Raw genomic sequence first — 24,715 nt, 5'->3', positions numbered from 1 at the left:
TACGGGTAACCCGGAACCGGGAGCTGCTTTTCGTGATACCCTCATCCACAGTTCCTTCCAATCACCCTTTTGTGTGTTTTCGTATGAAAGATTTTTACATTCGCGATTGCGCTGCCCACGAGAACCAGAACATTACGTCTTCGTTCATCGTCACTGCCAAACAGGTCAAGGCCAAGAAAAACGGAGAGCCTTACCTTGCGCTCTCGCTGGCTGACCGCAGCGGATCGCTTGAAGCCAAGGCCTGGGACAACGTCGCCGACATGATCAATGCCTTCGATCAGGACAATGTCGTTAAAGTCAAAGGCCTACTCAACAAATACAACAACCGCTGGCAGCTCACCATTCACAAGCTGCGTCGCATGGAAGAGTCGGAGATTGACTTCACCGATTACCTCCCTAAAACCACCAAGGATGTCGAAGAGTTATGGCGCACGCTGGGCGCATTTGTCGCCAGCATGAGCAATCCGCTCTTGAAGGCGCTGCTCGAAGCTTTCATGGGTGATGCGGAAATTGCAACCGCTTACAAAAACGCACCCGCGGCAAAAACGCTGCATCATGCTTTTATCGGCGGGCTGCTCGACCACGTGGTCTCACTGTTTACGGTATGCGACTTGGCGGTTCGCAACTATCCAAACGTTGACCGCGACCTGCTGTTGACGGGGGCGTTTCTGCACGACATCGGCAAGATTCACGAGATTTCCTACGGCCGCTCTTTCGCCTACACCACGCGCGGGCAGTTGCTGGGGCACATGATTATCGAGCTTGAGATGCTGCACGCAAAAATCGCCATCGTGGGCCAGCAGATGTCATCGCCATTTCCCGAAGAACTCAAGACTTTGCTCGAGCACCTGATCATCAGCCATCATGGGCAATACGAGTTCGGTTCACCCAAGCTGCCCATGTTTCCCGAGGCGCTCATGCTGCATTACCTGGATGATCTGGATTCCAAAATGGAATCCATGCGCGCGCACTTTGAGCGCGAACCGGAGAGCGAATGGACGGGATACAACGGCTCCCTGCAGCGGCCGCTGCTCAACTCACAGAAAATCCTGCAAAAGACAGCACCCAAGCCGGTCGCCGCAGCCGCTACCGAAAAAGTTTAGTGGGCAGTTTCATTGCAATCGAAGAAGGTGAAATCTGCGATAAAATCCATTTTGTACTGGCAACTGGTAACCGGCAACTGACATCTGCTTCTCGGGCATTGCCTCAAAGCTTTAATTTTGATACAACGCCTTCATACAGGAGGATTTTCTATGCGTCTGCGATATGCGGCTCTTCTGCTGCTGATGGCGGTGCTGGCCATCATTGTGGGTTGTGGTAAGCCCCCCTCAGAAGATTCCACCAGCAACACCGATACCAGCAGCAAGAGTTCCAGTAGCAGCGGCGGCTTATTCAGCCGCTCCACGACCGTGACTGTTCCCGAAGGCACTTCGATTGTCGTACGGCTTGACTCGGCAATCAGCAGCAAAGCCAATCATGCCGGCGATACTTTCACCGCTACTGTGGCCCAGCCGGTTTCGGTAGGCGACAAAGTCGTGATTCCCGAGGGCTCGACCGCGACCGGTACCGTCGTCGATGCCAAGGCGCGCGGACGCTTTAAGGGCGCTGCCCTCCTCAAAATTGTGCTGAACTCGGTCACCATTCGCAACACCAACTACGACGTTGAGACCAGCGCAGACACGCGTTATATGAAGGGCAAGGGAAAACGCACGGCCGTTGTGATTGGCGGCGGCGCCGGGCTGGGCGCGCTGATTGGCGGTCTGGCGGGCGGGGGCAAAGGCGCGCTCATTGGGGCCGGCGCCGGAGCTGCCGCGGGCACAGCAGGCGCAGCTTTTACCGGCAACAAAGATATCGTGCTGGGGGCCGAGCAAGCCGTGACCTTCCGTTTGCTAAAAGCCCTTGATGTGAAAATGTAGTGAAGATGTGAAAATGTAGTTTGCAAAATTTCTGCTGCAAGAAGCCCGGGACGGTTCCCGGGCTTTTTTGTTGTAGTATGAGACGCGTTGCAGAACCGCTATGAACCTGAATTCTTTTGAGTGCCTGACCTTTGACTGCTACGGAACCATGATTGATTGGGAGAGCGGCATTCTGGCCGCTCTTCAGCCAGTCCTGGAGGCGCATGATATCTCTCTCAGCGATGGAGAGCTGCTCGAGCTCTACGGCGAATTTGAAGTAGCCGAGGAAAGGCGCAGCTACAGGCGGTATCGCGAAGTTTTGCAGGGAGTGGTTGTAGCTTTAGGAGACCGGCTGAACTTTCGTCCATCGCTGGAGCAGATCAACAGCCTTCCGGAGTCGCTGCCCAATTGGCCGCCCTTCGCGGACACAGTCGCCGCGCTCGCCCGGTTGAAGCAGAAATACAAGCTAGCGGTTATCTCGAATACTGACGATGATCTTTTTGCTCAAACGGCCGCGAAGTTACAAGTCCCTTTTGACTGGGTCATTACCGCGCAACAAGTGAAGAGCTATAAACCTTCCCACAAAAATTTTGAAACTGCGGTGCAGAGAATCGGTCTGCCTAAAGAAAAGATACTGCATGTGGCCCAGAGCTTGTACCACGATATTATTCCCACCCAGGAGTTGGGATGGGCCAACGTCTGGGTCAACCGCCGTGTGGGCAAGCGAGGCCCGGGCGCAACCAAGACTGCCAGTGCCATGCCTGATTTGCAGGTTCCCGATTTGAAAACGCTGGCCGAGCTTGCGTTCAAAGCCTAGGGCTACTGATTAACGGGGATCTTGATAATTTTTTTCTGGATCGCGTAGGTCACAAGCTGGGCTTTATTGTGAATATCGAGCTTGCGCATGAGGTTAAACTTGTGGGCTTCTACGGTCTTCACGCTCAACCCCAGCAGCACGGCAATTTCCTTGACCGAATTGCCTTCGGCCAGCAGCTTCAGAATTTCGCGTTCGCGGGCGGTCAACGTGGACATGCGCGGACGCATCTTCTGGTCGCGCACGCGGGAGCGAAAATCTTCCACCAGCTTGCCCAGCACCTGCGAACTTAAATACTTGCCGCCTTTGTATACGTCACGCACGGCGCTCACCAGTTGCGGCGCAGGTGTGTCTTTGAGGGCGTAGCCCGAGGCCCCTACTTCGAGGCATTGCACCAGGTAGTCTTCATCTTCGTACATGGTAAGGAACAGAACTTTGGTTTCGGGCCGGTTCTTCTTGATGTGCCGCGTGGCTTCAAAGGAAGAGAGCCCGGTCATGCCGATATCCATCAGCACGATGTCGGGCCGCAGTTCGCGGGCCTTCTCCACAGCATCACCGGCGTTGGGCGACTCGCCCACAACTTCAAAATCCGATTCGCTCTCCAGCAGGCGGCGCACGCCGTGGCGAAACAGCGTATGGTCATCAACAAGCAAGCATCTGATCTTTGGCATTTTTCAAAATCTACCTTAACTGCAAACTAATGGACGCGCGAACCCAGGGGAGTTACTGCTACGGTGGCTGTGGCTTCAACCGCCGTCGCCGCGAACGATGGCACGCTGACCTCGAGCCGCGTCCCTTTGCCCTTGGCTGATTGCACGCGCACCACTCCCTTCATGGACTTCACTCTTTCTTTGATTCCAGCCAGGCCAAAAGAGTGGCCTCGCGAATTATTGGATTTTGCCGGCATACCCACGCCGTCGTCTTCGACCGTGAGCTTCACCGTCTCCTCTTCGCGCGACAACTGGATATTCACCGAGTGCGCCTGGGCGTGCTTGGCCACATTATGCAGGGCCTCCTGCACGATGCGGTATAGGGCGATTTCGGTCTCCGCATCCAGACGGCCCACATTCTCGGCCACATTGACCCGCACTCGCACCCCGGCATTTTTGAGGAGGTCTTTCGCCTCTTTACGAATCGCAGCCACCAACCCCAGCTCTTGCAGAACGAGGGGTGAGAGCCTGCCGATAATACGGCGGATGCCCTCAATGGTGCGGTCCACGACGGCTACGGTCTCGCGGATTCTTGCGCGCGGTGTGCGCTGCGGCACGGTCTGCTCCAGCATGCCCAGGTAGAGCCGGATCACCATCAGCGCCTGCCCGGTTTCGTCGTGCAACTCGCGGCTGATGCGCTGGCGTTCTTCTTCCTGCGCGCGCAGCAGGTGTCCACTGAGTTCAGCGATGCGGGCCTCGCGTTCACGCAGAGTCTCGGCAATGTGGGCGCGGTCAATGGCCAGAGCGGAGCGGTCGGCGATGGCGCGCATCAGTTCGCGCTCCGTAGGCAGCCATTCATAAGGACGATCAAAGCCGAGCAGCAGGACTCCGATCACAGTGCTATCGGTTTTCTTGAGCGGCATGCCCCATAAAGTTTTCGCTTTGCGGCGCCAGGCAGGATTCAAACTGGGATCATCATGACCGGCGTCGAGTGAAAGTGCAGGCTCGCCGCTCTGGGCGATAGCGCCTGAAAATCCCTGGCCGGTCTGGACCGCGAAGTCCTCCTGGAATTCGCCTTCTTCATCGAGTCCGGCAGAAGCCTTCACACGCAACAGGTCAGAATCAATTTCGCGCAGCAGAACCACCCCCATGCGTGCTTTAAATATCGTGGTGGAAATGCGCAAAACGCGCTCCAGCAAAACCGTGACGGTTGGAGCTGCCAGCTCGGCATCGAGAATGGAAAGCAGCGCGCTGGATTCGTTGGTTTTGGTGTCAAAGTATGCGCCGCATACGGTGACGAAGGTCGCCGAGTTCAACGTCTCCAGCGCGGCAATGGCTTCGGCGCGGCGCTCGCCAAACAAACTTCCCAAATAGGGCTCGCATCTTGATTGATAAATATCGAGCGAGAAAGCTACCAGGCGTGTATCCACTTTGAGCTTGGCCAGTCGCGTGCCGGTGTAAACCAGGTTTTCAATGAAGCCCTGCAGATCTCCATGACAGAGGTAAGAACACGCGGTTGCGATCTTAATGCGCTCCAGCGCGGCAACGGCGCGCGCTTCAAAGTGAAATTCTTCGGTAATTTTTTCACGCCACGCTGCTGTGATATCGGGAAAATAGGGATCTAGAGCACGAGCTACTTCCACGATCAGCTCACGCGAGCTTTCTTTCAACGGCAATACTGCGGACACTGCCAAAAAACTCCTACGGCCAGAGGGAGGTCTCACGGAAGAGACAAAATAAAATTTGCAGATTACTTTCTGGTTATCTCAAAAATACCAGAATCTACAGTATTTTAACCATTTTTTCACAGGATTGTCACTGAATCGGCAGTAGTGTTTACTTTTTTCTCATAGGGGAAACCCCCGGTCGAAGAAAAGGGGAATCAGATTTTTCGCCGGCAATCCTCAAAGATTTCCACAGAGAGCGGCAAGAACGCCGGTGGCTAAAAATGTGGGGTTAATTGATAATAATTTGATTTGACCAATCAAAGTAATTTGGTTATGATCTCCCTCCAGTGAAAGATCAGGCAGTTCGGCGGCTTCTCGAGTCCTATCCGAAGATTTTTTTCGCCTGTCACGTGCGCCACGTACGCGACCCTGAAACTCGCAAAGAACTGAGCGCGCATCAGGCGAGCATCCTCGATCACCTCGACGATAAGGAGCCAACTAGCCTGATGACGCTGGCCAAACACATGGGGGTAACGGCTTCAACCATGTCACTGACCGTGGACCGCCTGGTTCGCAGCGGCCACGTCGTGCGCGAAAAGGATCCGGGGGACGCCAGGCGCGTCTGCCTGCGGCTTACACCCGCCGGGCTGCGCATCAAGACCATGGAAAAGGTGCTGGATCCCGAACGCGTGCATGACCTGCTGGCGCGTTTGCCTGCCGAGGACCGCGAAGCGGGGCTGCGGGGATTGGAACTGCTGGCGTCTGCGGCTGTGCAGCAAATCCATTCGAAACAAATCAAGCCTGAAGGAAGTGGCTCATGAAATGGGTTCTCATCGTAGTAATCTCGCTGGTTGCGCTGGTCCTGGCCGTTTGGGTGATCGGGTCACTGCTTCCCAAAGGGCACACCGTGGCGCGCACACTTCGTTTGAAGCAATCGCCGGAAGCTGTGTGGGCGGCAATCACGGACTCTCAAGCCATGCCGGCGTGGCGTCCCAACGTGGTCAAGGTGGAGCGGCTGGCTGATCAGAACGGACATGCCGTCTGGCGCGAGACTTACAAAGATGGTCAATCGCTGCCGCTGGAAATGGTGGAATTGCAGCCGCCAAAGCGGCTGGTCGCACGTATCGCCGACCCTACGCTTCCCTTTGGCGGCGCCTGGACTTACGAAATCACGCCCGCCGAAGGCGGTTGCACGATAACAATTACCGAGCGCGGCGAGGTCTACAACCCTGTATTCCGGCTGGTCTCGCGTTTTATGAACCAGGCAGGCACAATCGAAACCTACCTCACTGACTTGGCGCGCAAGTTCAGGGAAGAACCGCAGTTCAAGCAGTAGGCAGTCCGGGCTTTGCCGCAGGCTTGTTATACTTTTCGGACGCCCTATGCGCAAGACAGTCGTTTTCTCCACCGTCCTATTGTTCTCATTTCTTTTCATATTTCTTCTGGCTCTTTCTGCCCAGGAAACAAACGAGACAAACAAATTCCTTATCCATGTGGGATCCAGATTGACCGGCACAGAGGAATACACAATCACCAAGAGCGCTGAAGGCGTTCGCCTGACGGGCAAGTCACAGCTCGAGGCGGGTGGACAGCCGATGGACTTCACCGAGGAGCAGACACTGGCGCCCGATTTGAGCCTGCTGCGCTATCGCCTGGACGTCAGCAGGGCAACTGGAGTGCAGTCGGTTGAGGCCTGGCGCGATGGGCAGACGATCCAGATGAAGGCCAGCGCTGGCGGACAGGAGAGAACCGGCACCGTGCCATTTGACCCGAACGTGATTGTTCTCGACAACCTGATCACCGCGCACTTCCAGATGGTGCTGAACAGCATAGGCGGCAAACCGCCTGGCAACTCTCCCTGGACGTTCCTGGTGCCGCAGGTGCTTAAAACAGCTTCCGGCAAGGTTGCGATGGAAGGCGAAGAACAGGGCACGCTTACGGGCAAGCCCATCGTTGTAAAGAAGTACACGATCGAGCTTCCCGGTGTGCTGGAGGAGTTGTGGGCCGAAGCAGGGACGAACCGGCTCATGCGAGTCAGTGTCCCATTGCAGAATGTTGAACTGGTGCGTGAGGGGTTCGCTCTCGCACCCAAGGCTGAGCCCAAAAAAGACGCTGCATTCGTCGAGCGTACGCTGGAGTTTCCCAGCGGCTCGCTGAAGTTCCCGGCAACGCTTTGCCTGCCGGCAAACGCTACGGGGAAGAAGTTGCCGATCGTCATCCTGGTGCACGGCTCTGGACCGCAAGACCGCGACGAAACTATTGGACCAAACAAACCCTTTCGTGATTTGGCACAAGGGCTGGCGGCGGCCGGCATCGCCACACTGCGCTACGACAAGCGGACCTTTGCCTTCAAGAGCCAGCTTGACCTCAAGACGATGACCATCGAAGACGAGACCCTCGCCGACGCGGTTGCCGCACTCGAGTTTGCACGCACGCTGCCCGAGGCCGACGCAAAGCGGGTGTTCGTGCTTGGCCACAGCCAGGGGGCGATGTTTGCGCCGGCGATCGCCCAGCGGGCACAGGCCACCGGCGCCATCATGATGGCTGCTGCGGAGCGTCCTCTGGACCAGATCATCGAGGAGCAGATTACCTTTCAACTCAAGCAGGCGGGACAGTCAGAGCAGGAGATCGCCACCGAAACGGACAAGTTAAAAAAACAATTTGAGCGGGTGCGTTCCGGCGAGGCCGGCGACGGGGAGATTGTTTTCTACGCACCTGTGCACTATTGGCGCGACTTGTTCAGCCGCGACCCGCTTGCCGACCTGAAGAAGCTGCAGGCTCCGGTACTCCTTCTGCAGGGAGGAAAAGATATCCAGGTGCGCAAGACCGATTACGACCTGGCTGTGCAGGCACTCGGGAGCAAGCCCCCGGAGTTGAGTGAAGTCCACTGGTTTCCGAACCTCAACCACCTGTTCCTGCCGGTCGAAGGAGATTCCACGGGCGCAGAATATGGCCGCCAGGGGAACATTCCGTCTGAGGTCATTCAGATCATCTCCGTGTGGGTGAACAAGCAAGGTGCGGGGAAGTGACTTCTTACTAAAGGATGAGAGTTGCATTATCCACAGACCCAGATCGTTCCCTGATCGTTAATTGTCGCTTGTCTCGGGTTAAAATCCCTTCTCCGAGTCCAACAGAATAGTCACCGGACCATCGTTCACCAGTTCAACCTGCATCATCGCCTGGAAGACGCCAGTTTGGCAGGAAATGCCCAAAGCGCGCAGGCGCTCGATCATGTATTCGTAAAGCTTACGCGCCTGCTCCGGAGGCGCGGCTGCGTCGAAAGATGGCCGCTTGCCTCGCCGCACATCGCCATAGAGAGTAAATTGCGAGACCAGCAGCATCGATCCTTTTATCTCGGCAAGTGAAAGGTTCATCTTGCCGGCTGAGTCCTCAAAAATACGCAACCCGGCAATCTTTTCGGCTAAATAATCAGCGCCGGATTCGGTGTCGCTGCGGGAGACACCCAGCAGCACCAGCAATCCCTGGCCAATCTGGCCCACAATCTTGCCATCTACGCTGACACTGGCGCGGCTAACACGTTGGATAACGGCACGCATGAAGTATTTGCAATTTTAAGATGTAATGCAGCGGTCAGAGTAAAACAAAAAAGCGGCAAACAATATTTAAAAACAAAGAGCGGTAACAAATCTAATGTTACCGCTCGTCTTAACTTCTAACTTCTGTTTCTAACTTGTGTTGCTTCTAAAGGCTTGACCTAGTGGCTGCTGATAATTTTGAAGCTGAGCACACTTTCCGCCGGCACTGTGACCTGCTGTTTGCCAGTGGCCAGGGCGAGTCCTGTGCCGGCCGCTGCGCCCGCGCCGGCTCCGATAAGAGCGCCCTTACCGCCGCCCGCCAGAGCGCCAATCAGAGCGCCTGCGCCCGCGCCTCCGCCAATCTTGGTGGCGTTGCTGGTGGTGTGGCCTTTACCTTTGAACGAACGCGTGCTGCTGCTCACAGAGATGCCGTTAACCGAAGTCAGACGCAGGCTCAAAATACCTGGGTTGTGCAGCCGTCCGCTGTCTTTGGCGTAGGAAATAATGCCCTTGACCGGGTCCCCAGCATGGGCCACGGTCTGGTTACCGTTTACGACCAGGTCATTGACCAGCGTGCCTGACCAGCCCTGGCCGCTGTGGTTTGTCCCCGATTTCAGCGTGCTGTAAGTGCGCACGGTAACAAACGTCCCTGCGGGAATCGTGCCAGCCATGGCTACGGCGGCGAGCGCCAGCAATACTATTAAGACCTGTAAAATGCGAGTTGCTTTCATACAATGCTCCTCTCGGTATCGAAACGTTTCCGTTAAACTGCTATTAGAACCCGGAACGATAGCGTTATCACTTTAAATTTTGAGATGTTGAACCCTAGTACTAACACAGCACGCAATGTACCAAATTATCCCAATAAAATGTTGGACTTAGCGGGGCTGCGTGCGCTTCCAGCCCAATTTTACATACCCGACCCTAGAGAAATTGCACCGCAATTGCTGGGCAAGGTGCTCCTGCGGAAAAGAGGGCGCTCACTGCGTGCCGGACGTATTGTTGAGTTGGAAGCCTATTTGGGAACGGGTGATCGCGCTGCTCACGCCGCCGCGGGTCTTACCCGGCGAACTTCTGTAATCTTCGGTCCGCCCGGACGTGCTTACGTTTATTTGAATTATGGGCTTCATTATTGCCTGAATATTTCCTGCATGCCGGAAGGGCAAGCGGGATGCCTACTCGTCCGCGCACTGGAGCCACTCACCGGCCTGGCTGCCATGGCAAGAACTCGCGGCATGACCGCTGCCGGAACAGCATATGATGCTCACCTGCTCTGCAGCGGCCCGGCGCGTCTATGTCAGGCGCTGGAGATCACCCGCGAGCGCGACAACGATCTCGATATGACCTCGCCCGATTCCGGTCTCTGGATCGCCGATGACGGATACAAAGTGAAAGAAACAGTCATCACGCCGCGCATTGGCATCACCAAATCTGCCGGTCTTCCTTTGCGCTACTACATTGCGGGGAACCTGTTTGTTTCTGCGCTGAAAAAAAATAATCCTGCCTCTTGACATGCAACCATTTGGTTGCATATTATTCCTTCCGTGGATGCGGTGTTCAAAGCGCTCGCTGACCCCAGCCGCAGACAGTTACTTGACCAGCTTCGCGAAAAAAATGGGCAAATCTTGGGGGAGCTGTGTGAACACCTCGACATGACCCGCCAAGCGGTCACCAAGCACCTGGCGCTGCTGGAAAAGGCGAATCTCGTCGCCACCGTTTGGCGTGGGCGCGAGAAGCTGCACTACCTCAATCCCATGCCGATTCACGAGATCTATGAGCGTTGGATTGGAAAATACGAACGTCAGCGCCTGCGTGCGCTGCACGACCTCAAGAAAGGATTGGAAGCAGATCATGAGCAATAAACCGCAATTTGTATACGTGACTTACATTGCCACCACACCAGAAAAACTTTGGCACGCATTAATTGACGCTGAGGTCACCAAGAAATATTGGTGGAATCATCGGAACGCCTCTGACTGGAAGGTGGGTTCGGCGTGGAAACATCAGGACTACGACGACCCGGCTCGCGTTGATATCGTGGGCAAGGTAGTCGAGAGCAAGCCGCCACGTCGCTTAGTCCTTACGTGGGCGTACCCCGCCGATGCCGCCAATGAGGCGAAGCACTCCCGGGTTACCTTCGAGCTTGAGCCGCTTGCTGACTGCGTTCGCCTTACCGTGACTCACGATGAGTTAGAGCCGGGCTCTGAGATGCTCATTGGTATTACACGAGGCTGGCCTGGCGTTCTCTCGAACCTGAAGACCCTGCTCGAGACCGGGAAAGTACTAGCAATTCCGCCAGGCGGAAGGAGCAAGTCCTAACAGGAGACTGTTGCCAGAAGTTTCCATTATGGGAAACCCTATGTGACAAGGAAAGGAGTTATCGAAAATGCCCGATATCTTGCACCGGGTTGGAATTAAGGCGTCACCTGACAAAGTCTATGAGGCGCTCACAGAGCAGGAAGGCCTGGCTGGCTGGTGGACCAGAAATACCAAGGCCTCTCCTGCGGTGGGGGCTGTCAATCAGTTTCGCTTCGGCGACAAAGGATTTAATGACATGAAGGTCGTGGAACTCGCGCCCGGCCAACGCGTCAAATGGCAGTGTGTCAATGGCGCCAAGGAATGGATCGGCACCGAGCTGACCTTTGACTTGAAACAGGAGGGCGGTCTCACCATCGTTCTCTTTGCCCAACGTGGCTGGAAAGAACAGGTGGAATTCATGCACTTCTGCAGCACCAAATGGGCAACTTATCTTCTCGGCCTGAAATCGTTGTGCGAAACAGGCACAGGAACTCCGTATCCGGATGATGTTGACATTGGCTGATGAGCTCTCCGATGATTGCGTTAGGGTTAAACGAACCAGACGCTATCTCATAAATGATTTTGAAGGGGCACGGCTTCTGCCAAAGTTCACTTTCAGCTCTGGCTTCGGGGTCTCTTGGGTTGGTGGCGCAGGCTATGACGCTGCACCAGGTTGAAGAGCTCTTCGGCAAGGTTCTTGGTGTGGTCTCCTGCGCGCTCCAATGCCTGCGCGATGAGGAGAATGCTTATGACATCGGCGCCGTTGCGCTGCTGTTCCAAATGACGTTGAAACAGAGATTGCCGCAATTGGTCGAGCTTGCTATCCATGCTGAGCACATCGCTTGCCATCCCCAGGTCCCGCGCCATAAAACCTTCATGCACCTTTTCCAGCATCTTCTGCAGGACCAGGGCCATCTCTGCCATGGGCTGCGTGTCTTTCTTATGTAAACCCTGCAACACCTGCACGCGCTGCGCCACATAGTAGAGAAGATCCCCGATGCGTTCCAAGTCGGTGATGAACTTAAGACATGCCAAGAGTTCGCGGGCCATATCTTCTGATACCTGCGTGATGGCCTGCGGCAGCCTCTCATCAATCTGCCGTTCAATCTGGTCCAGCTCTTTTTCGCAGTCTTTGACCGCCAGTGCGGCTATCGCTGACCGGGTTGTGATCAGGTCGCTGATGTTGTAAGCAGCGTCTTTCGCAATGAGGCAGCCCTTGACTGCCAACGCAGTCAGCTCGTGAGGCTTTCTTGTCTTGCTCTTTGGGCGGTTCATGGAGGAGCGAGGTTTTTACTATCCTGCAGTCAAACTTAAGATAGCACCCTAAGGATAGCAGGGTCTTACAACACAATGTTATCAATCAGCCGCGTAGTCCCCACAAACGCCGCCACTGCCACCAGCGCACCTTGAGAAACATCGCTGACAGGATCAAGCGTTTCTTGATTCACAATTTCCACGTAGTCCAGCCGCACTCCAGGCTCTTCCCGAAAAATATCCTGGGCCGCTTCTATCAGTTTGCGGGAGTTGCGCTCGCCTTTGTCAGCCAATGTCTGCACACGGCAGAGTGCCCGATACAAAACCAACGCCTGCTTGCGTTCGCTGGGAGTCAAGTAGGCGTTGCGTGAACTCAGGGCCAGGCCATCGGGCTCGCGGACGATGGGCACGACCGCAATTTCCAGCGCAAACGCCAGATCGCGCACCATCTTGCGGATGATGGCGACCTGGGCAGCATCTTTTTGTCCGAAGTAGGCAACGTCGGGTTCAACGATGTGGAACAGTTTGGAGACCACGGTGGCAACTCCGCGGAAGTGGCCGGGGCGCGTACCTCCGCAAAGCCTCTCGCTTAAGCCTTCTACCGTTACAAAGGTGCTGGCGCCTTTGGGATAAATCTCTTCCACCGTCGGGGTGAACAATAGCGAAACTCCCTCCGCCTCCAGCATCTTCTGATCGCGCTCCAGGGTGCGTGGATACTTGGCGAAGTCCTCGTTGGGGCCGAACTGAGTAGGGTTCACAAAGATGGAAACCGCCGTCGTCTTGCACTGTGCCAGCGAGGTACGCACCAGGGCAAGATGTCCCGCGTGCAGCGCGCCCATGGTGGGCACAAATCCGAGCCGCTGTCCGTTGCTTTTGGCAGCACGGCAGAGGGCGCGCATCTCCTCGATAGAGTGGACGATTTTCATTGTGGGAATGAAGAAAACCCGGGAGCGGCAGCTCCCCGGTCACTTCCGCAATGCACGCTTCCGCTCGCAGATGCTCTCCAGCGCCAGCCGTGTTTCCGCAGGAAGATGATACGATTCCCCGTCGCTGGGAAATGCTCGCGCTTCCACGTCGGCTTTGTAGCTCTCGAGCGCGCGGCGTATGGTTGCCGCAACATCGGCATAGTGCCGCACAAATTTGGCTTGTGGAGCAAAGGTCAGGTTCAGGATGTCATGCAGCACCAGCACCTGGCCGTCGCACTCCGGGCCGGCGCCGATTCCGATGGTGGGCACACGCACTTCAGCGGTGATCATGGCTGCGACCTCACGCGGTATTCCTTCCAGGACGATGCAAAAAACGCCGGCCCGCTCCAGCGCCAAAGCATCGCGCATGAGCTGCTCAACATCAGCCAGGTTCTTTCCCTGCACTTTGTAGCCGCCCATGAGCAGCAACGACTGCGGAGTCAGGCCAATGTGGCCCATCACGGGAATTTCGGCATCGCGCAGGCGCGAGATCAATCCCACGCGCTTCTCGCCGCCTTCAATCTTCACCGCTTCGGCTCCTGACTCTTTGATAAAGCGTGCGGCATTGTGCAGCGCTTCTTCTGCGCCCAGTTGATACGAGCCATACGGCATATCGGCAATCACCAGCCCACTGTGTACAGCGCGGCGCACGGCGCGGGTGTGGTGCAACATCTCATCCACGGTGATGGCGAGAGTGTTCTCTTGCCCCAGCACCACCATGCTGAGCGAATCGCCGACTAAGATCATGTCAATGCCGGCCTCATCCACCAGCCGTGCGCTGGGATAGTCGTAGGCAGTCAGGCAGGTAATCCGCTGCTTGCCTTTTTTCTCTTGAATGGATTGGATTGTGACTTTAGGACGAGAAGAGCTTTCTTGCTGCTCATGCGAAGAAGTGAAACTCATATTGCCTCCAGTGCAGTTCCGCCTTAACGGATACCGTCTGAAAATGCAGTTGCCAGTAGTCGGTGCCAGACAACTGCTCAAGTATTTGACTATTGTAGAGCCAAAACGACTCCAAAGAAAACAAGCATTTTAGTTACTTGATACCCCACAATTTCCTGATGACGGGCAGCTGGCGACCGGGAACCGGCAACTGCTTCACGCGCTGGCCGCCTCCGAGCCCAGCGGCAGGAAATATTGCGTCCCATGGATGGGTTCGCTCAGCCGCCGCAACAGCTCCTGCAAATCTTCGTTGCGGTCCACAAAGTCAATGTCGGAAGTATTCACGACCAGCAAGTCCGAAGCCGTGTAGTGAAAGAAAAAATGCTCGTAGGCCTTGGCGACTTCCTCGATGTAATCATCGCTGATGGCGCCTTCGCCGGGAGCATTCTTTTTGCGCAGGCGTTTCTTCAACACTTCCGGGGAAGCTTGCAAATAAATCACCAGATCCGGCGTGGGGACCTGCTCGCGGAAAATGTGATAGTAGCGGTTATAAATCGCCAGCTCATGATCGTTGAGATTGATGCAGGCGAAGATCTTGTCTTTCTCGAAGATGTAATCGGCCACGATGGTCTTGCGCGCCTCGGGGCCGGCCTCGAGTGCCCGCAACTGCTCGTAGCGCTGGATGAGAAAGGTGAATTGTGTCTGGAAGGCCGCGCCGCGTTCGCCCTCATAGAAACCGGTGAGAAAAGGATTATCTTCCGGTTCAATGACTCGTTGTGCGTTCATCCGTTCTGATAAAATACGGGCAAGCGTACTCTTACCGACTCGGATGGGCCCTTCCACTGCGATGTAACGGGGAGGCTCGAAAAGTTTCGCCATGGGTTCGACTGATGCATGGAGAATAACCTGCCTTGGCAAGAGACGCAATTGCAGAAAGAGTAAACGTAAAAATTTCTGTGAACCCTCCACGGAAGTCGTTGATTCGTTTACAATAAACGCTTATATGTTAGGTTGGCTCACTGGTGCTGCCCTTTTGGGCGGCGCGGGGGCATATAGTTATGCAGCCATTGCCCCTCAGTCGCAGCTTTTCGGCGCGAGCTTCGCTCGCGGTGCTGATCCGCGGCAACTCGCCCTGACCTATGACGATGGCCCCAACGACTCCTGCACGCAGAGTCTATTGGATGTGCTCTCCAAGTACGGTGTAAAGGCCACTTTCTTTCTCATCGGCCGTCATGTGCGCTCGCGTCCTGATATTGCCCGCCAGATTGCCGAAGCCGGACACGCTATCGGGAACCATACCTACTCCCACCCCAATCTCATTTTTACTTCTTTGCGGAAGCTGCGGCGCGAGTTGGAAATTTGCGAACGCGTGCTGACGGAAAGCATCGGCGAGCACGCACGGCTGTTCCGTCCGCCTTTTGGAGCCAAGCGTCCGGCGGTCATGCGCACCATTCACAGCATGGGATTCAAACCCATCAAGTGGAGCGTGACCTGCTACGACTGGAAGCCTACGACTGCCGACCGGGTTGAGCAGCACGCCGTACGGCAGATTCGCGGAGGCGATTTGATCCTGATGCACGATGGCGATCACAACCACATGGGCGCCGACCGCAGCCACACCGTCGAAGCCACCGACCGCCTCATTCGCCGCTACCACGATCAAGGCTATGAATTTGTTACCATCCCCGAAATGATGAAGGGAAAAGAAGAGCAAGACCGCGACAAAGACGCAGCCCCAAATGTAGCTACGTAAGTTCTCCCCCACCCCCGGCGTTTCCAGCGATCATTTATGATGTTTTTTAACCACGGCGATCAGCACAGCATTCTATTTGTGTGGGAGAAGATCCGCATTCTGTTTCTGGTTCCGGCAGGGTTTATCGTGTTAATGCGAGCCAACCCACTCCCACAAGGGTAATCAGAGCGTACCAGCCAAAGACCACACCAATCGCGGTTGATTTTTTCACCTTGCTCACGCACGAAAAGCCGATGCCGGTGAGCACGATGACCCAGATAGAAAATATGTCAAACGCAGAGGCCAGACTGTACAAAGCGGGATGAGCGCTGGCATCCACGAAGAAACCCAAGTTACTCGCTATCGGGTTTTGAATATTAAAGCTTTCAGGGTCAGCTCCTGCGAAAAGAGAAATAATGATCAACAGAGCCTTGATAATCTCCGGCAATCTTGCATAGATGACGATTGCAAGGGACGTGCCGAAAGGCACCTCTCCTCCCATACCGAAATTGAAGGTCGCCATTAGAACGGCGGCTACGATCACATAAATCACCAGCGCAATTACAGGAACGGCAAAGGTGATCGCTCTCGTGATGGTTACACTGAGTTGCATAGCAGCCTGACGCTGCTCGGCAGGCATCTGGGCTATACGGTCCTGCGCTTTGGGGTTCATGCGCATGGCATTTTCTGTAATCTGCCGGAAGCCAACCTTCTGTGCTACGACGCCGATAAACGCCACACTGGCAATCACTAGCAAAAGCCAGGGAACAAACCAGCTCGCCTTGCGTTTTAAATCCGTGAAGGTCTTAGAAGGCGCGATGAAAACATTAATAAGCCGTTCGCCTTCGGAAAGCCCAGGCGCAGCCTCAGCCGTCGAGCCGGGCATAGGATTAGGAGAGGATGTAACGGGTGTGCTCATGGGGGATTTTCTCCAGGTTGGAATTCTAACCGATGGCGTCACTTCCTGAAAAATTTCTAGTAGCGGTCAGTTTGAAGTAGAGACGGCGTCTCGCCGGGTGTCGTGTGGACATCTTGAGCCGTTTTGCAGGGCGTCGGGTGGGCTTTTGAAAAGCGTTGTTGCGCGCGCGAATTCCCCAAGCCTCAGCGCTCCTCCGCGTCCTCTGCGGTTTAATTCCCCCATGTAGCGCCAGCACCAAGGACTAAGGACTGCGGACGAGCTAGCTTCTTGGCATCCTTGCGCGGTTTCTCGCTGCTGCCGCTCTTGCCGGGCCGGAACTGGAAGGCGGTTTGCGCATCCCGTGCAGCAAGTCACGCAGCACAACCGCGTTGTTGTGGGCTTCGTCGTGCGAGGCATAAACCAGGGTCACAATTTTTTCCTTGCCTGCCATTTTGTAAAGCTGCTCCAAAGCCTGCAAGGCAGTGGGATCAGCCATCTCTTTCAGGTAACGCTTGCGAAAGACCTGGAAATATTCAGGACGTTCGTGGAACCAGCGCCGCAATTCATGAGAAGGAGCCAGTTCTTTAAGCCACACATGAATGCGGGCCTTGGCTTTGGTGAGGCCGCGCGGCCACAACCGGTCCACGAGAACGCGCGCGCCATCGGCGGCTGACGGTGGTTCATAAACGCGTTTGATCGTGACCGACATTTGCACTTGCCTTGGGAGCTGCCTTTGCCAAATCTACCGCACTCCAACATAATAAATATTTGTTGCGATTACGAAAATCCCGTCTGTGGCTCGGCAGCCTGGGTGCGGTCTTTGTCTGGGGAATCGTATTGCTTATGAGTATCGGATGCAACTCCCCATCGGGTTCTGCCAATCGTCCATTGACCCCGCAGGAAGAGCGTGGCCGGCGCATCTTTGAAGCGCGCTGCGCGGTCTGCCACGATGCCTATTCCACCAATGGGCGCCAGGGACCGGGATTGCAGGGGCTCTTCCGCAAGCAATATCTCCCCAGCGGTGCCCCGGCCAACGACGACCGCGCCCGTGATGCAATTCTGTTTGGTCGCCGCAATATGCCGGGATTGCAAAATGTTTTGGACGACCAGCAGCTCAACGATCTGCTGGCATATTTGCATACCCTCTAAATGCAACACTTCAGCCGATAGCGACCCCTTGGGATCAGCGTTGATCCGCGTCCACCCGCGGCGAAAAATCCATGTAAAATAAAGTTTCATGGCCAGCGCAGTCGAACTCGTCCAGATTGACCTCTCTCCTCGCGTTCCCCGCCCCAAACCGGAGTGGCTCAAGGCTCGGGCCCCGGTGGGCGACAACTATCATGCGCTCAAGAAGCTGGCGCGCGGGCTTGATCTCCACACGGTTTGCGAATCGGCGCAGTGCCCTAATATTGGCGAGTGCTGGCACCACAAGACCGCGACCTTTATGCTGCTCGGCAATCTGTGCACGCGCCGCTGCGGTTTCTGTGCGGTGCCTAAAGGCAAGCCGCTGCCCATTGATTACGATGAGCCCCGCCGCGTGGCCGAAGCCGTAAAAACTCTGGGACTCAAATTTGCCGTCGTCACCAGCGTCAATCGCGATGACGATAATTTTGGCAGCGCCCGCGTCTTTGCCGAAACCATCCGGCAAATCCGTGAGCAGGTTCCAGGATGCAGCGTGGAAGTCCTGATCCCCGATTTTCAGGGCATTGATGAGTGCTTGCAGATCGTGCTCGACGCTAAGCCCGATATCCTGAACCACAACACCGAATCGGTGCCTCGGCTGTATCGTGCTGTACGCTCCGGTGCGCGCTACGAACGCACGCTGCAACTGCTGGCCAACGTGAAGCAGTTTTCGCCGGAAACGGTAAGCAAGACCGGCGTCATGGTGGGCCTGGGCGAAGAAACGGATGAGCTGCTGGCGGTCTTTCAAGACCTGGCGGCACGCAAGGTGGATATCCTGACCATTGGCCAGTATCTGCGTCCTTCCAAAGACCATCTGCCCATGACGCGCTACTACACTCCCGATGAATTTGCTTATCTGAAAAGCGAAGCTCTCAAAATGGGCTTCCGCCACGTCGAGTCCGGACCTCTGGTGCGCTCCAGCTATCACGCTCACGAACAGGCAGAGTCGGTCAGTTCAATCGCGTAAACGCCGTATCTGCGCACAGAAAATTTCTCATGTTGGTCATTCCGAGGAGCGAAGAGACGAGGAATCCCTTTCAGCTTCGAAGCTTTCTGCTGTAACGCAGCATGCATTGTCTGTACGATAGGGGTTCCTCCACTTCCCCTTCGCTTTACGCTCAGGGTTCGTGTTCAGAATGACAAGAGTAGGCTTGTATTCTCTGAAGCCGTCGGTAATGCTCTCACTACAAAACAAAAAGGCACAGCCACTTCGGCTGTGCCTTTTGTAATTCAATTACAACCTCACCAAACGTGGCAGGCGTTCTCGCTGACCATGGCATCACCCTTCTTGCAGTTATAAGCTTTTTGGAACTCAGGCATATTGATTACGACGCCATTCACGCGGAACCTGCCGGGAGAGTGCGGATCGGTCAGTGCCCGTTGCCGCGCGGTCTCCGGTTTCATTTTCATGCACCAGACCTGTCCCCATCCCAGGAAGAGGCGTTGCTCAGGCGTGAAGCCGTCAATCTTGGGCAGCGATTTGCCGGCGAGCGTATCTTCGAGCGCCATATAGGCAATGCGCAAGCCGCCGTTGTCAGCGGTGTTTTCGCCCAGGGTGAGCTTGCCGTTGAGATGAACGTCATTCTTCGGGTCCTTGTCATCTTTCAAGCTGACGAAGTTGCTGTATTCATCCACCAGGCACTGCGAGCGTTCCTTGAAAGCCTTCTGGTCTTCCGCGGTCCACCAGTCGCGCAGGTTGCCCTGAGCATCGAATTGGCGGCCCTCGTCGTCAAAGCCATGGGTAAGTTCGTGTCCAATGACGGCGCCGATGCCGCCGAAGTTCACAGCATCGTCCAGTTTGTTGTCGTAGAACGGAGGCTGCAGAATTCCGGCAGGGAAGTTGATGTTGTTTTCCAGCGGATTGTAGTAAGCGTTGACCGTGGGTGGAGTCATCCCCCACTCCGTCTTGTCCACGTCTTTGCCGATCTTGCTGAGTTGACGCCGGAATTCAAAGGCATCAGCGCGCTGCTGGTTCCCGAGAGCGTCCTCACGGACAATTTTGACCAGGCTGTAGTCACGGTACTTGTCGGGATAGCCAATCTTATTGGCGATTGCTTCCAGCTTGACCAGCGCTGCCTGCTTGGTGGTGTCCGTCATCCAGGGTGAACCCTTGATGTCGTTTTGCAGGGCATTTTCCAGCGCATGGATCATCTTCAGAGTACGCTCTTTACCCTGCGCGCCAAAAGTTTCGTCCACGTACTTTTGCCCAAGGGCTTCACCCAGGGCGCCATCGGTGAAGCGTACGCAACGCTTCCAACGGGCTTCCTGCTCTTCCTGCCCACGCAGCTTGCGGCCATAGAAGTCGAAATTTTCATCGTCAAATTTGCTGGGCAGCAGGGGGGCGTTGGAATGGACAAGGTGCCAGCGCAGATACGTTTTCCAATTCGCAAGGGGCTGTTTTTCAATTAGCGCCTGCATGTTTTTTACAAAATCCGGCACAGCCACATTCAGTTCCTTGAAGTCCGGAGCGTCAATGGATGTGATGTATTCATTCCAATTAAAGCCTGGGCTCAGTTTGGCTAACTCTGCCGTGGTCATCTTGTGGTAAATGTTGCTGGGCTCGCGCCGGTCCACACGCTTCATAGAGGCATTTGCCAGGTCGGTTTCAATTTCGAAGACCGTCTGCGCTTCTTTGGCGGCGTCTTCCGGCTTATCGCCCAGCAGTTGGAACATGTTCTGCACATGCTGCTTGTATTGTTCGCGCTGTTTCTGGGAGGTAGGATCATCTTTAAAGTAATAATCACGGTCAGGAAGCCCAATTCCGCCCTGGTCGGTGGCGGCGATCACCTTGCTGGCATTCTTAAAATCAGGATCCGATCCGAAATTGAAGAGCACATCTACACCGATATTGTGCAGGTGCGCAATTTCGGCGGCCAGTTGAGATTTGTCGGTCAAGCCGGCAATCCGGTCAAGCTCTGCCTGAATGGGCTTCAGGCCTTTTTCGTCAATGGCTTTCACGTTCAGGCATGAAGCGTAATAATCGCCAATCTTCTGCTCCACTGGGGTGCGCTTGGGATCATTCGCAGCGGTCTTTTCCAGAATGTCATGCAGCACTGCGCGATTGCGCTCATCCAGCTCGTTGAAGCGGCCCCACGTGGATTTATCAGCAGGGATTGGGCTCTCCTTCATCCATGTACCGCACGCGTACTGGTAAAAATCGTTACAGGGGTCGGCGGTTACGTCCATGGCGTGAATGCTGAAACCCAGGGACAGGTTGGGTACCTGGTCCGGGGGGAAGTTTTTTGAAGACTTAGGCTCTTGCGCCGCAGCCAGTGTGGCTGTCAGTAACGCAAAGCCGAGTAATTTCATCAGACGCATAAGTGGAACTCCTCAGGATTTGAATGAATTTAAACGGGGAAGAAAGAAATATCTCATTAAGGCAGAATCATCAAAGCCAAACAGGCCACTGAATGATAATTCATTATAGACGCCAACCAGTGTACTTGGTTAGCAGTAACCCATGCAATTTGCGGTAAGCAGTCTCCCCTTGGAGCTTGCAGCTTGGAACTTTAGAACTGCTTTTTATCCCCACGCAGCGGCGCTGGTCTCTCGATTGTTCGTACAGGCCCAGATAAGGATCACAATCCACGCAATTATCGTCCATCCCAGGAAAAAATTAGTGACTAGGATTGCGGTACGGTTCCTGTGCCTCCAGTGGTATGCCAGCAACGATGGAAGCCAGTAGAGTACGAACGCTATGGCCAGTGTGATCATTTATGCCTCCAGTTATCGAAGAGCCGATCCCTACTCCTTGCTGTTTCTAGCTGCTTTGAGCTACATTGTTTCTGCTTTACCCCGCATCTGGATATAGACCAATCCGATGTGCGATCCCTTCCCCTGGGGTTCGACTGCCACCATATGCTGGCTCGACCCTTCGCCGGCTTTCAGCGTCGTGCTTTTGCCGTCGCCACCTTTCTCGTCGCAGGTCAGCTTCAGCGACATGTCGTCGTCTTTCTCCTTAGACGCTCCTGCGTTATAGCTCGATCCCTTGCACTCAAGTACTTTCCCATAGCGGGCCATGTCTTTTTTGTAGAACTCAATAATCTTGTCAGGCGCGTCATCCGATTCGTACTTGGCGGCGATGACCTTCAATGCAAAGAACGGTGTGGAAATGTTCACATTGGCGCCCGTGTCTTTGTCATCCTTGGAGTTTTCATCATCGGGAATCACTTTCGCATTGGGATAGGGTGTTAGGCCAAGCGCCTTAAGATCAACCTCTTTGCGCACCTTGAGGTCACCGACGGGAGTCCTGATCTCCACATTTTTCCCCGACTTATCGGAATCATTGGACTTTACGTCGATGCCAGCGCACCCTGCGAGCACCAAGAGCAGAGTTGCCGCGGAACAAACCGCAGCTAGAGAAGCGAATTTATTTTCCTTGCGCATGCTGCAATAAACCTCCTTCGACTGGGGGCACAGGAGCAACCACGGCGGGTTTTTCAATACCCGCGCCCCGCTGAGCTATGTTGGGAATAGTAACCGGCAGGTGGCCGTGGATAGGAATCTCGCCAAAGAGCGCCTTCACTGCGCTGAACTCCGAGATGCTGGCGGCTGAAAACGTGCATAAATAAGTTTGTATCTCGGGAAATTCAGCAGCGACGTAGGGTGTTCCTACAGCGACCACCACTGTGCGCGGCCCGGCATTTGCCAGGATTTGCCGCAACAGATCGGCGGGTGCATCCGCCAGGCCAATCGCATTCTGTACCGTACCCTGCACTCGTACAGCTTTGCCGGCAGTTGGAATCAAATAGACGGCAGCAATAACACTCTGGGCCTCATTCACGGCCTGCATCACCTGGGGTGTCATACCTGCTGCAATCCTGGGGTCAACATAAATGATGTTCGCATCCGGAATGCGTGCCCGCAGCTCCCGCTCCAGCGTGCGTCCTGAATCCGTCCGCACATCGTCGGAAAATATCACTGCCAGCACCCGCTTTCCGGCCTCCTGTTCTGCTTGATACGAAAGTGCAGGCCCGGAAGTTCCGTTCGCTGGAGCAGGCTTTTTGAGCGGTAACACCTGGCCGTTATCGCGCACCAGGGTAATCGCAGAGTCGGCCACAAGCTGGCCGAAGGCCACGTGTTCAGGGGTGGCAATCAGGCTGGGCAGGGCATCAATATTCACAAGACGCGCTTTGGCCAGGCCCAACGTGGCCTTGGTCACCAGGATTTTGCGGACAGATTCGTCAATGCGCGTCTCAGGAATCTCTCCGCTGCGCACGGCATTGAGAAGACCGTTATAGGCAGCGTCCAAGTCGGCCGGGATCAGGATCATGTCGTTGCCGGCCTTCACGGCCTCGACTGCGGCGCGGGCGCTGGGGTTGGCATCGTGTCCAACAAACAGCCGCATGAGCGCGTTCATATCCATGGCATCAGGCACAACCAGCCCTTTGAAGCCAAGCTGGCCTTTCAGCAGGGTTTCGATAACCAGGGGCGAGGTCGAGGCCACGCGTCCCGGATCAGGGTCCAGGGTTGGCACGGTTACATGTGCCACCATCACCGAATCAACTCCGGCTGCAATGGCCTGCTCGAAGGGCGGCAGCTCGATGTTCTGCAGGTGCTGCAGGTCGCCCCCTACCCGCGCCAGTTGCAGGTGCGAATCCGATTCGGTATCGCCGTGGCCGGGAAAATGTTTGGCTGTGGTCATCATGCCGGCATCGCGTGCTGCCCGGATATAGGCTGTAACCATCTCTGAAACCATTTTGGGGTCTTCGCCGAAGGAGCGCGTGTTGATAATGGGATTGGCCGGGTTGGAGTTCACATCCGCAATCGGATAGAAGTTCCATTGCACCCCAATGGCGCGGGCCTCCTGGGCAACAATCTGGGCAAAGCCTTCAACGTAAGCCGGATTTCCCGTTGCACCGAAGGCCATGGCGTGGGGAAACACGGTAGCGCCGTTCAGCCGGGTGCAGAGACCGCGCTCAAAATCGGCGGCAAAGATGAGGGGCAGACGTGACTCGCCCTGCAAACGGTTGGTAAAGGTAGCTGCTTCAAAGGGCTGATTGCGAAGCAGGAAAGGTCCGTCGGTGCGCACCGTCAGCACCACACCGCCAATGTGGTAGCGATGGATCTGGTCGCGAAGCTGCAGATAGTCGGGACTGGTGACGTTCAGAAACTCCGCCCGGCCGCGCATCAGGAACATCTGCCCGATTTTTTCTTCCAGGCTGAGCTTGCGCAAGGTCTTATCGGCCCACTTTTGGGCGTCCGCCGTGGTTTGAATCGGCCCAGGTTTTTGAAAGTCTTTTGCGAGGCAGGAGATGGCCAGCAGCACGACGAGAAGCAGGCGCTTGTACATGATGGCGACAATAGCAGAATTACTGCATGTTCGTCATCGGGGAATTTTTGGCTGTTCCGTAGCGCCGGCGTCTCGCCGGCTGTCGTGTTGTGGGCATCTTGCCCACACACATCTCATGGCTGGATAAGCGGCGTTTTTTACGCCTGCGGTTCTTCGGGATGCAATTGCCGCTCGACCAACGAATCAATGCGCTCAATGAAAGAGAGTCCTCGGGCAAGCTCGCCTTCGGCAAGCTCCTGGGCGCCCTGGTGCAGCAAGCGCAGGGCTTCGGTGGTGCGTTGCACCCGGTACACCTCTAAAGGATAGTCCTTATTATTGGCCAACTGGTCTGACAAGGTGTCCATATAAGTGCGCAAGATCTGACGCAAATGGTCCACCACCACCTTCAGGTCGGTAAGCAATGTGAGATCAAGCAGCGAGTTCACCATCTGCAAGTGCTCTTCTTTTCCCATGGGGCTGGATTTTAGAGGATTGGAAGCGGAAACTTGATAAAGATCTTCTTGAATAACTCGCAGCTCTTCAGTGACGCGTCGCAACCGGCTGGTAAGTTCAGTCGGGTCCGAAATGGCGGTGGCGGGGAGTTCCATCGAGGCAACCTCATACATATGAGATTACCGCTGTTCCATGTTGGTTGCACAAAGCTCAGATTA

At 55.4% G+C, this 24,715-nt stretch carries 28 protein-coding genes; 13 read left to right on the top strand and 15 right to left on the bottom strand.

All coding sequences use genetic code 11. The annotated features are described in order from the left end of the window. Positions 1-83: 83 nt before the first annotated feature. The 3 genes from VK738_19555 to VK738_19545 all read left to right on the top strand — a co-directional run bounded on the left by VK738_19555 (position 84) and on the right by VK738_19545 (position 2,712). Positions 84-1,103, top strand: a complete 1,020-nt coding sequence (locus tag VK738_19555) for an OB-fold nucleic acid binding domain-containing protein (protein ID HTD24859.1) — start codon at positions 84-86, stop codon at positions 1,101-1,103. A 150-nt stretch (positions 1,104-1,253) separates the two neighbouring features. Then, the gene (locus tag VK738_19550) at positions 1,254-1,916 is read left to right on the top strand and encodes a hypothetical protein (protein HTD24858.1); all 663 of its coding nucleotides are present in this window, start codon (positions 1,254-1,256) and stop codon (positions 1,914-1,916) included. Positions 1,917-2,016: 100 nt separating this feature from the next. Further along, the gene (locus tag VK738_19545) at positions 2,017-2,712 is read left to right on the top strand and encodes a haloacid dehalogenase type II (protein ID HTD24857.1); all 696 of its coding nucleotides are present in this window, start codon (positions 2,017-2,019) and stop codon (positions 2,710-2,712) included. Positions 2,713-2,714: 2 nt separating this feature from the next. Here VK738_19545 and VK738_19540 read toward each other — a convergent pair whose 3' ends face one another. Beyond that, on the bottom strand, positions 2,715-3,380 hold the full coding sequence (locus VK738_19540; GenBank protein HTD24856.1) for a response regulator transcription factor: 666 nt from the start codon (positions 3,378-3,380) through the stop codon (positions 2,715-2,717). Between the two features lie 26 nt (positions 3,381-3,406). Then, the gene (locus tag VK738_19535; protein ID HTD24855.1) at positions 3,407-5,047 is read right to left on the bottom strand and encodes a GAF domain-containing sensor histidine kinase; all 1,641 of its coding nucleotides are present in this window, start codon (positions 5,045-5,047) and stop codon (positions 3,407-3,409) included. 326 nt (positions 5,048-5,373) lie between these two features. Here VK738_19535 and VK738_19530 point away from each other — a divergent pair, with 326 nt between their 5' ends. The 3 genes from VK738_19530 (at position 5,374) to VK738_19520 (ending at position 8,055) form a co-directional block, all read left to right on the top strand. Then, positions 5,374-5,847, top strand: coding sequence for a MarR family transcriptional regulator (locus tag VK738_19530; protein ID HTD24854.1), 474 nt, complete (start codon positions 5,374-5,376; stop codon positions 5,845-5,847). After that, entirely contained in the window at positions 5,844-6,362 is a 519-nt protein-coding gene (locus tag VK738_19525; GenBank protein ID HTD24853.1) for an SRPBCC family protein, read from the top strand. The genes VK738_19530 and VK738_19525 overlap by 4 nt, the downstream gene beginning before the upstream one ends. A 169-nt stretch (positions 6,363-6,531) precedes the next feature. Then, entirely contained in the window at positions 6,532-8,055 is a 1,524-nt protein-coding gene (locus tag VK738_19520) for an alpha/beta fold hydrolase (protein HTD24852.1), read from the top strand. 78 nt (positions 8,056-8,133) lie between these two features. Here the strand turns inward: VK738_19520 and dtd are convergent, their stop codons facing one another. Together dtd and VK738_19510 are read right to left on the bottom strand one after the other, a co-directional pair. Further along, entirely contained in the window at positions 8,134-8,583 is a 450-nt protein-coding gene (gene dtd / locus VK738_19515) for a D-aminoacyl-tRNA deacylase (GenBank protein HTD24851.1), read from the bottom strand. A gap of 158 nt (positions 8,584-8,741) precedes the next feature. Then, positions 8,742-9,293 carry a hypothetical protein gene (locus tag VK738_19510; protein ID HTD24850.1) on the bottom strand — a complete coding sequence of 184 codons (552 nt, stop codon included), beginning with the start codon at positions 9,291-9,293 and terminating at the stop codon, positions 8,742-8,744. Positions 9,294-9,431: 138 nt separating this feature from the next. Here VK738_19510 and VK738_19505 point away from each other — a divergent pair, with 138 nt between their 5' ends. The 4 genes from VK738_19505 (at position 9,432) to VK738_19490 (ending at position 11,383) form a co-directional block, all read left to right on the top strand. Further along, positions 9,432-10,073 (top strand): DNA-3-methyladenine glycosylase, encoded by a 642-nt coding sequence (locus VK738_19505; GenBank protein ID HTD24849.1) that lies wholly within the window; start codon positions 9,432-9,434, stop codon positions 10,071-10,073. 33 nt (positions 10,074-10,106) lie between these two features. Beyond that, positions 10,107-10,424, top strand: coding sequence for a metalloregulator ArsR/SmtB family transcription factor (locus VK738_19500; protein HTD24848.1), 318 nt, complete (start codon positions 10,107-10,109; stop codon positions 10,422-10,424). Further along, positions 10,414-10,881, top strand: a complete 468-nt coding sequence (locus VK738_19495; GenBank protein ID HTD24847.1) for an SRPBCC family protein — start codon at positions 10,414-10,416, stop codon at positions 10,879-10,881. The genes VK738_19500 and VK738_19495 overlap by 11 nt, the downstream gene beginning before the upstream one ends. 67 nt (positions 10,882-10,948) lie before the next feature. Next, a complete protein-coding gene (locus VK738_19490; protein ID HTD24846.1) occupies positions 10,949-11,383 on the top strand; it encodes an SRPBCC domain-containing protein in 435 nt (144 codons plus the stop codon). A 92-nt stretch (positions 11,384-11,475) separates the two neighbouring features. Here the strand turns inward: VK738_19490 and VK738_19485 are convergent, their stop codons facing one another. The 4 genes from VK738_19485 to VK738_19470 all read right to left on the bottom strand — a co-directional run bounded on the left by VK738_19485 (position 11,476) and on the right by VK738_19470 (position 14,840). After that, positions 11,476-12,135: a PhoU domain-containing protein gene (locus VK738_19485; protein ID HTD24845.1), complete on the bottom strand. Its 660-nt coding sequence runs from the start codon at positions 12,133-12,135 to the stop codon at positions 11,476-11,478. Positions 12,136-12,200: 65 nt separating this feature from the next. Next, positions 12,201-13,040 (bottom strand): pantoate--beta-alanine ligase, encoded by an 840-nt coding sequence (gene panC, locus VK738_19480; protein ID HTD24844.1) that lies wholly within the window; start codon positions 13,038-13,040, stop codon positions 12,201-12,203. Between the two features lie 39 nt (positions 13,041-13,079). Then, entirely contained in the window at positions 13,080-13,982 is a 903-nt protein-coding gene (gene panB / locus VK738_19475; protein ID HTD24843.1) for a 3-methyl-2-oxobutanoate hydroxymethyltransferase, read from the bottom strand. A 195-nt stretch (positions 13,983-14,177) separates the two neighbouring features. Beyond that, complete coding sequence (locus VK738_19470; protein HTD24842.1) at positions 14,178-14,840, bottom strand: deoxynucleoside kinase; 663 nt, start codon at positions 14,838-14,840, stop codon at positions 14,178-14,180. Positions 14,841-14,964: 124 nt separating this feature from the next. Between VK738_19470 and VK738_19465 the strand changes: the two genes are divergently transcribed. Next, on the top strand, positions 14,965-15,714 hold the full coding sequence (locus VK738_19465; GenBank protein HTD24841.1) for a polysaccharide deacetylase family protein: 750 nt from the start codon (positions 14,965-14,967) through the stop codon (positions 15,712-15,714). Positions 15,715-15,835: 121 nt separating this feature from the next. Here the strand turns inward: VK738_19465 and VK738_19460 are convergent, their stop codons facing one another. Both VK738_19460 and VK738_19455 read right to left on the bottom strand, forming a co-directional pair. Continuing rightward, positions 15,836-16,612 (bottom strand): YIP1 family protein, encoded by a 777-nt coding sequence (locus VK738_19460; GenBank protein HTD24840.1) that lies wholly within the window; start codon positions 16,610-16,612, stop codon positions 15,836-15,838. 259 nt (positions 16,613-16,871) lie between these two features. Next, on the bottom strand, positions 16,872-17,300 hold the full coding sequence (locus tag VK738_19455; protein HTD24839.1) for a DUF488 family protein: 429 nt from the start codon (positions 17,298-17,300) through the stop codon (positions 16,872-16,874). Between the two features lie 59 nt (positions 17,301-17,359). On the opposite strand from VK738_19455, the gene VK738_19450 reads away from it, so the two are divergent. Together VK738_19450 and lipA are read left to right on the top strand one after the other, a co-directional pair. Then, a complete protein-coding gene (locus VK738_19450) occupies positions 17,360-17,740 on the top strand; it encodes a cytochrome c (GenBank protein ID HTD24838.1) in 381 nt (126 codons plus the stop codon). 88 nt (positions 17,741-17,828) lie between these two features. After that, a complete protein-coding gene (gene lipA / locus VK738_19445; protein HTD24837.1) occupies positions 17,829-18,740 on the top strand; it encodes a lipoyl synthase in 912 nt (303 codons plus the stop codon). Between the two features lie 275 nt (positions 18,741-19,015). On the opposite strand, the gene VK738_19440 is transcribed toward lipA, so the two are convergent. The 5 genes from VK738_19440 to VK738_19420 form a co-directional block, all read right to left on the bottom strand. Further along, positions 19,016-21,091, bottom strand: coding sequence for a M13 family metallopeptidase (locus tag VK738_19440; protein ID HTD24836.1), 2,076 nt, complete (start codon positions 21,089-21,091; stop codon positions 19,016-19,018). 204 nt (positions 21,092-21,295) lie between these two features. Then, positions 21,296-21,487 (bottom strand): superinfection immunity protein, encoded by a 192-nt coding sequence (locus VK738_19435; protein ID HTD24835.1) that lies wholly within the window; start codon positions 21,485-21,487, stop codon positions 21,296-21,298. Positions 21,488-21,547: 60 nt separating this feature from the next. Further along, the gene (locus tag VK738_19430) at positions 21,548-22,159 is read right to left on the bottom strand and encodes a hypothetical protein (GenBank protein ID HTD24834.1); all 612 of its coding nucleotides are present in this window, start codon (positions 22,157-22,159) and stop codon (positions 21,548-21,550) included. Then, on the bottom strand, positions 22,143-24,065 hold the full coding sequence (locus tag VK738_19425; protein HTD24833.1) for a glycoside hydrolase family 3 N-terminal domain-containing protein: 1,923 nt from the start codon (positions 24,063-24,065) through the stop codon (positions 22,143-22,145). Before VK738_19425 ends, VK738_19430 begins: the two co-directional genes overlap by 17 nt. A 137-nt stretch (positions 24,066-24,202) precedes the next feature. Beyond that, complete coding sequence (locus VK738_19420; protein HTD24832.1) at positions 24,203-24,652, bottom strand: hypothetical protein; 450 nt, start codon at positions 24,650-24,652, stop codon at positions 24,203-24,205. Positions 24,653-24,715: the final 63 nt, after the last annotated feature.

The organism is Terriglobales bacterium (assembly GCA_035487355.1).
Taxonomy (GTDB): Bacteria; Acidobacteriota; Terriglobia; order Terriglobales; family Acidobacteriaceae; genus QIAW01.
Note: the sequence above shows the minus strand (reverse complement) of the source record. Positions and strands in the feature narration are given on the sequence as shown.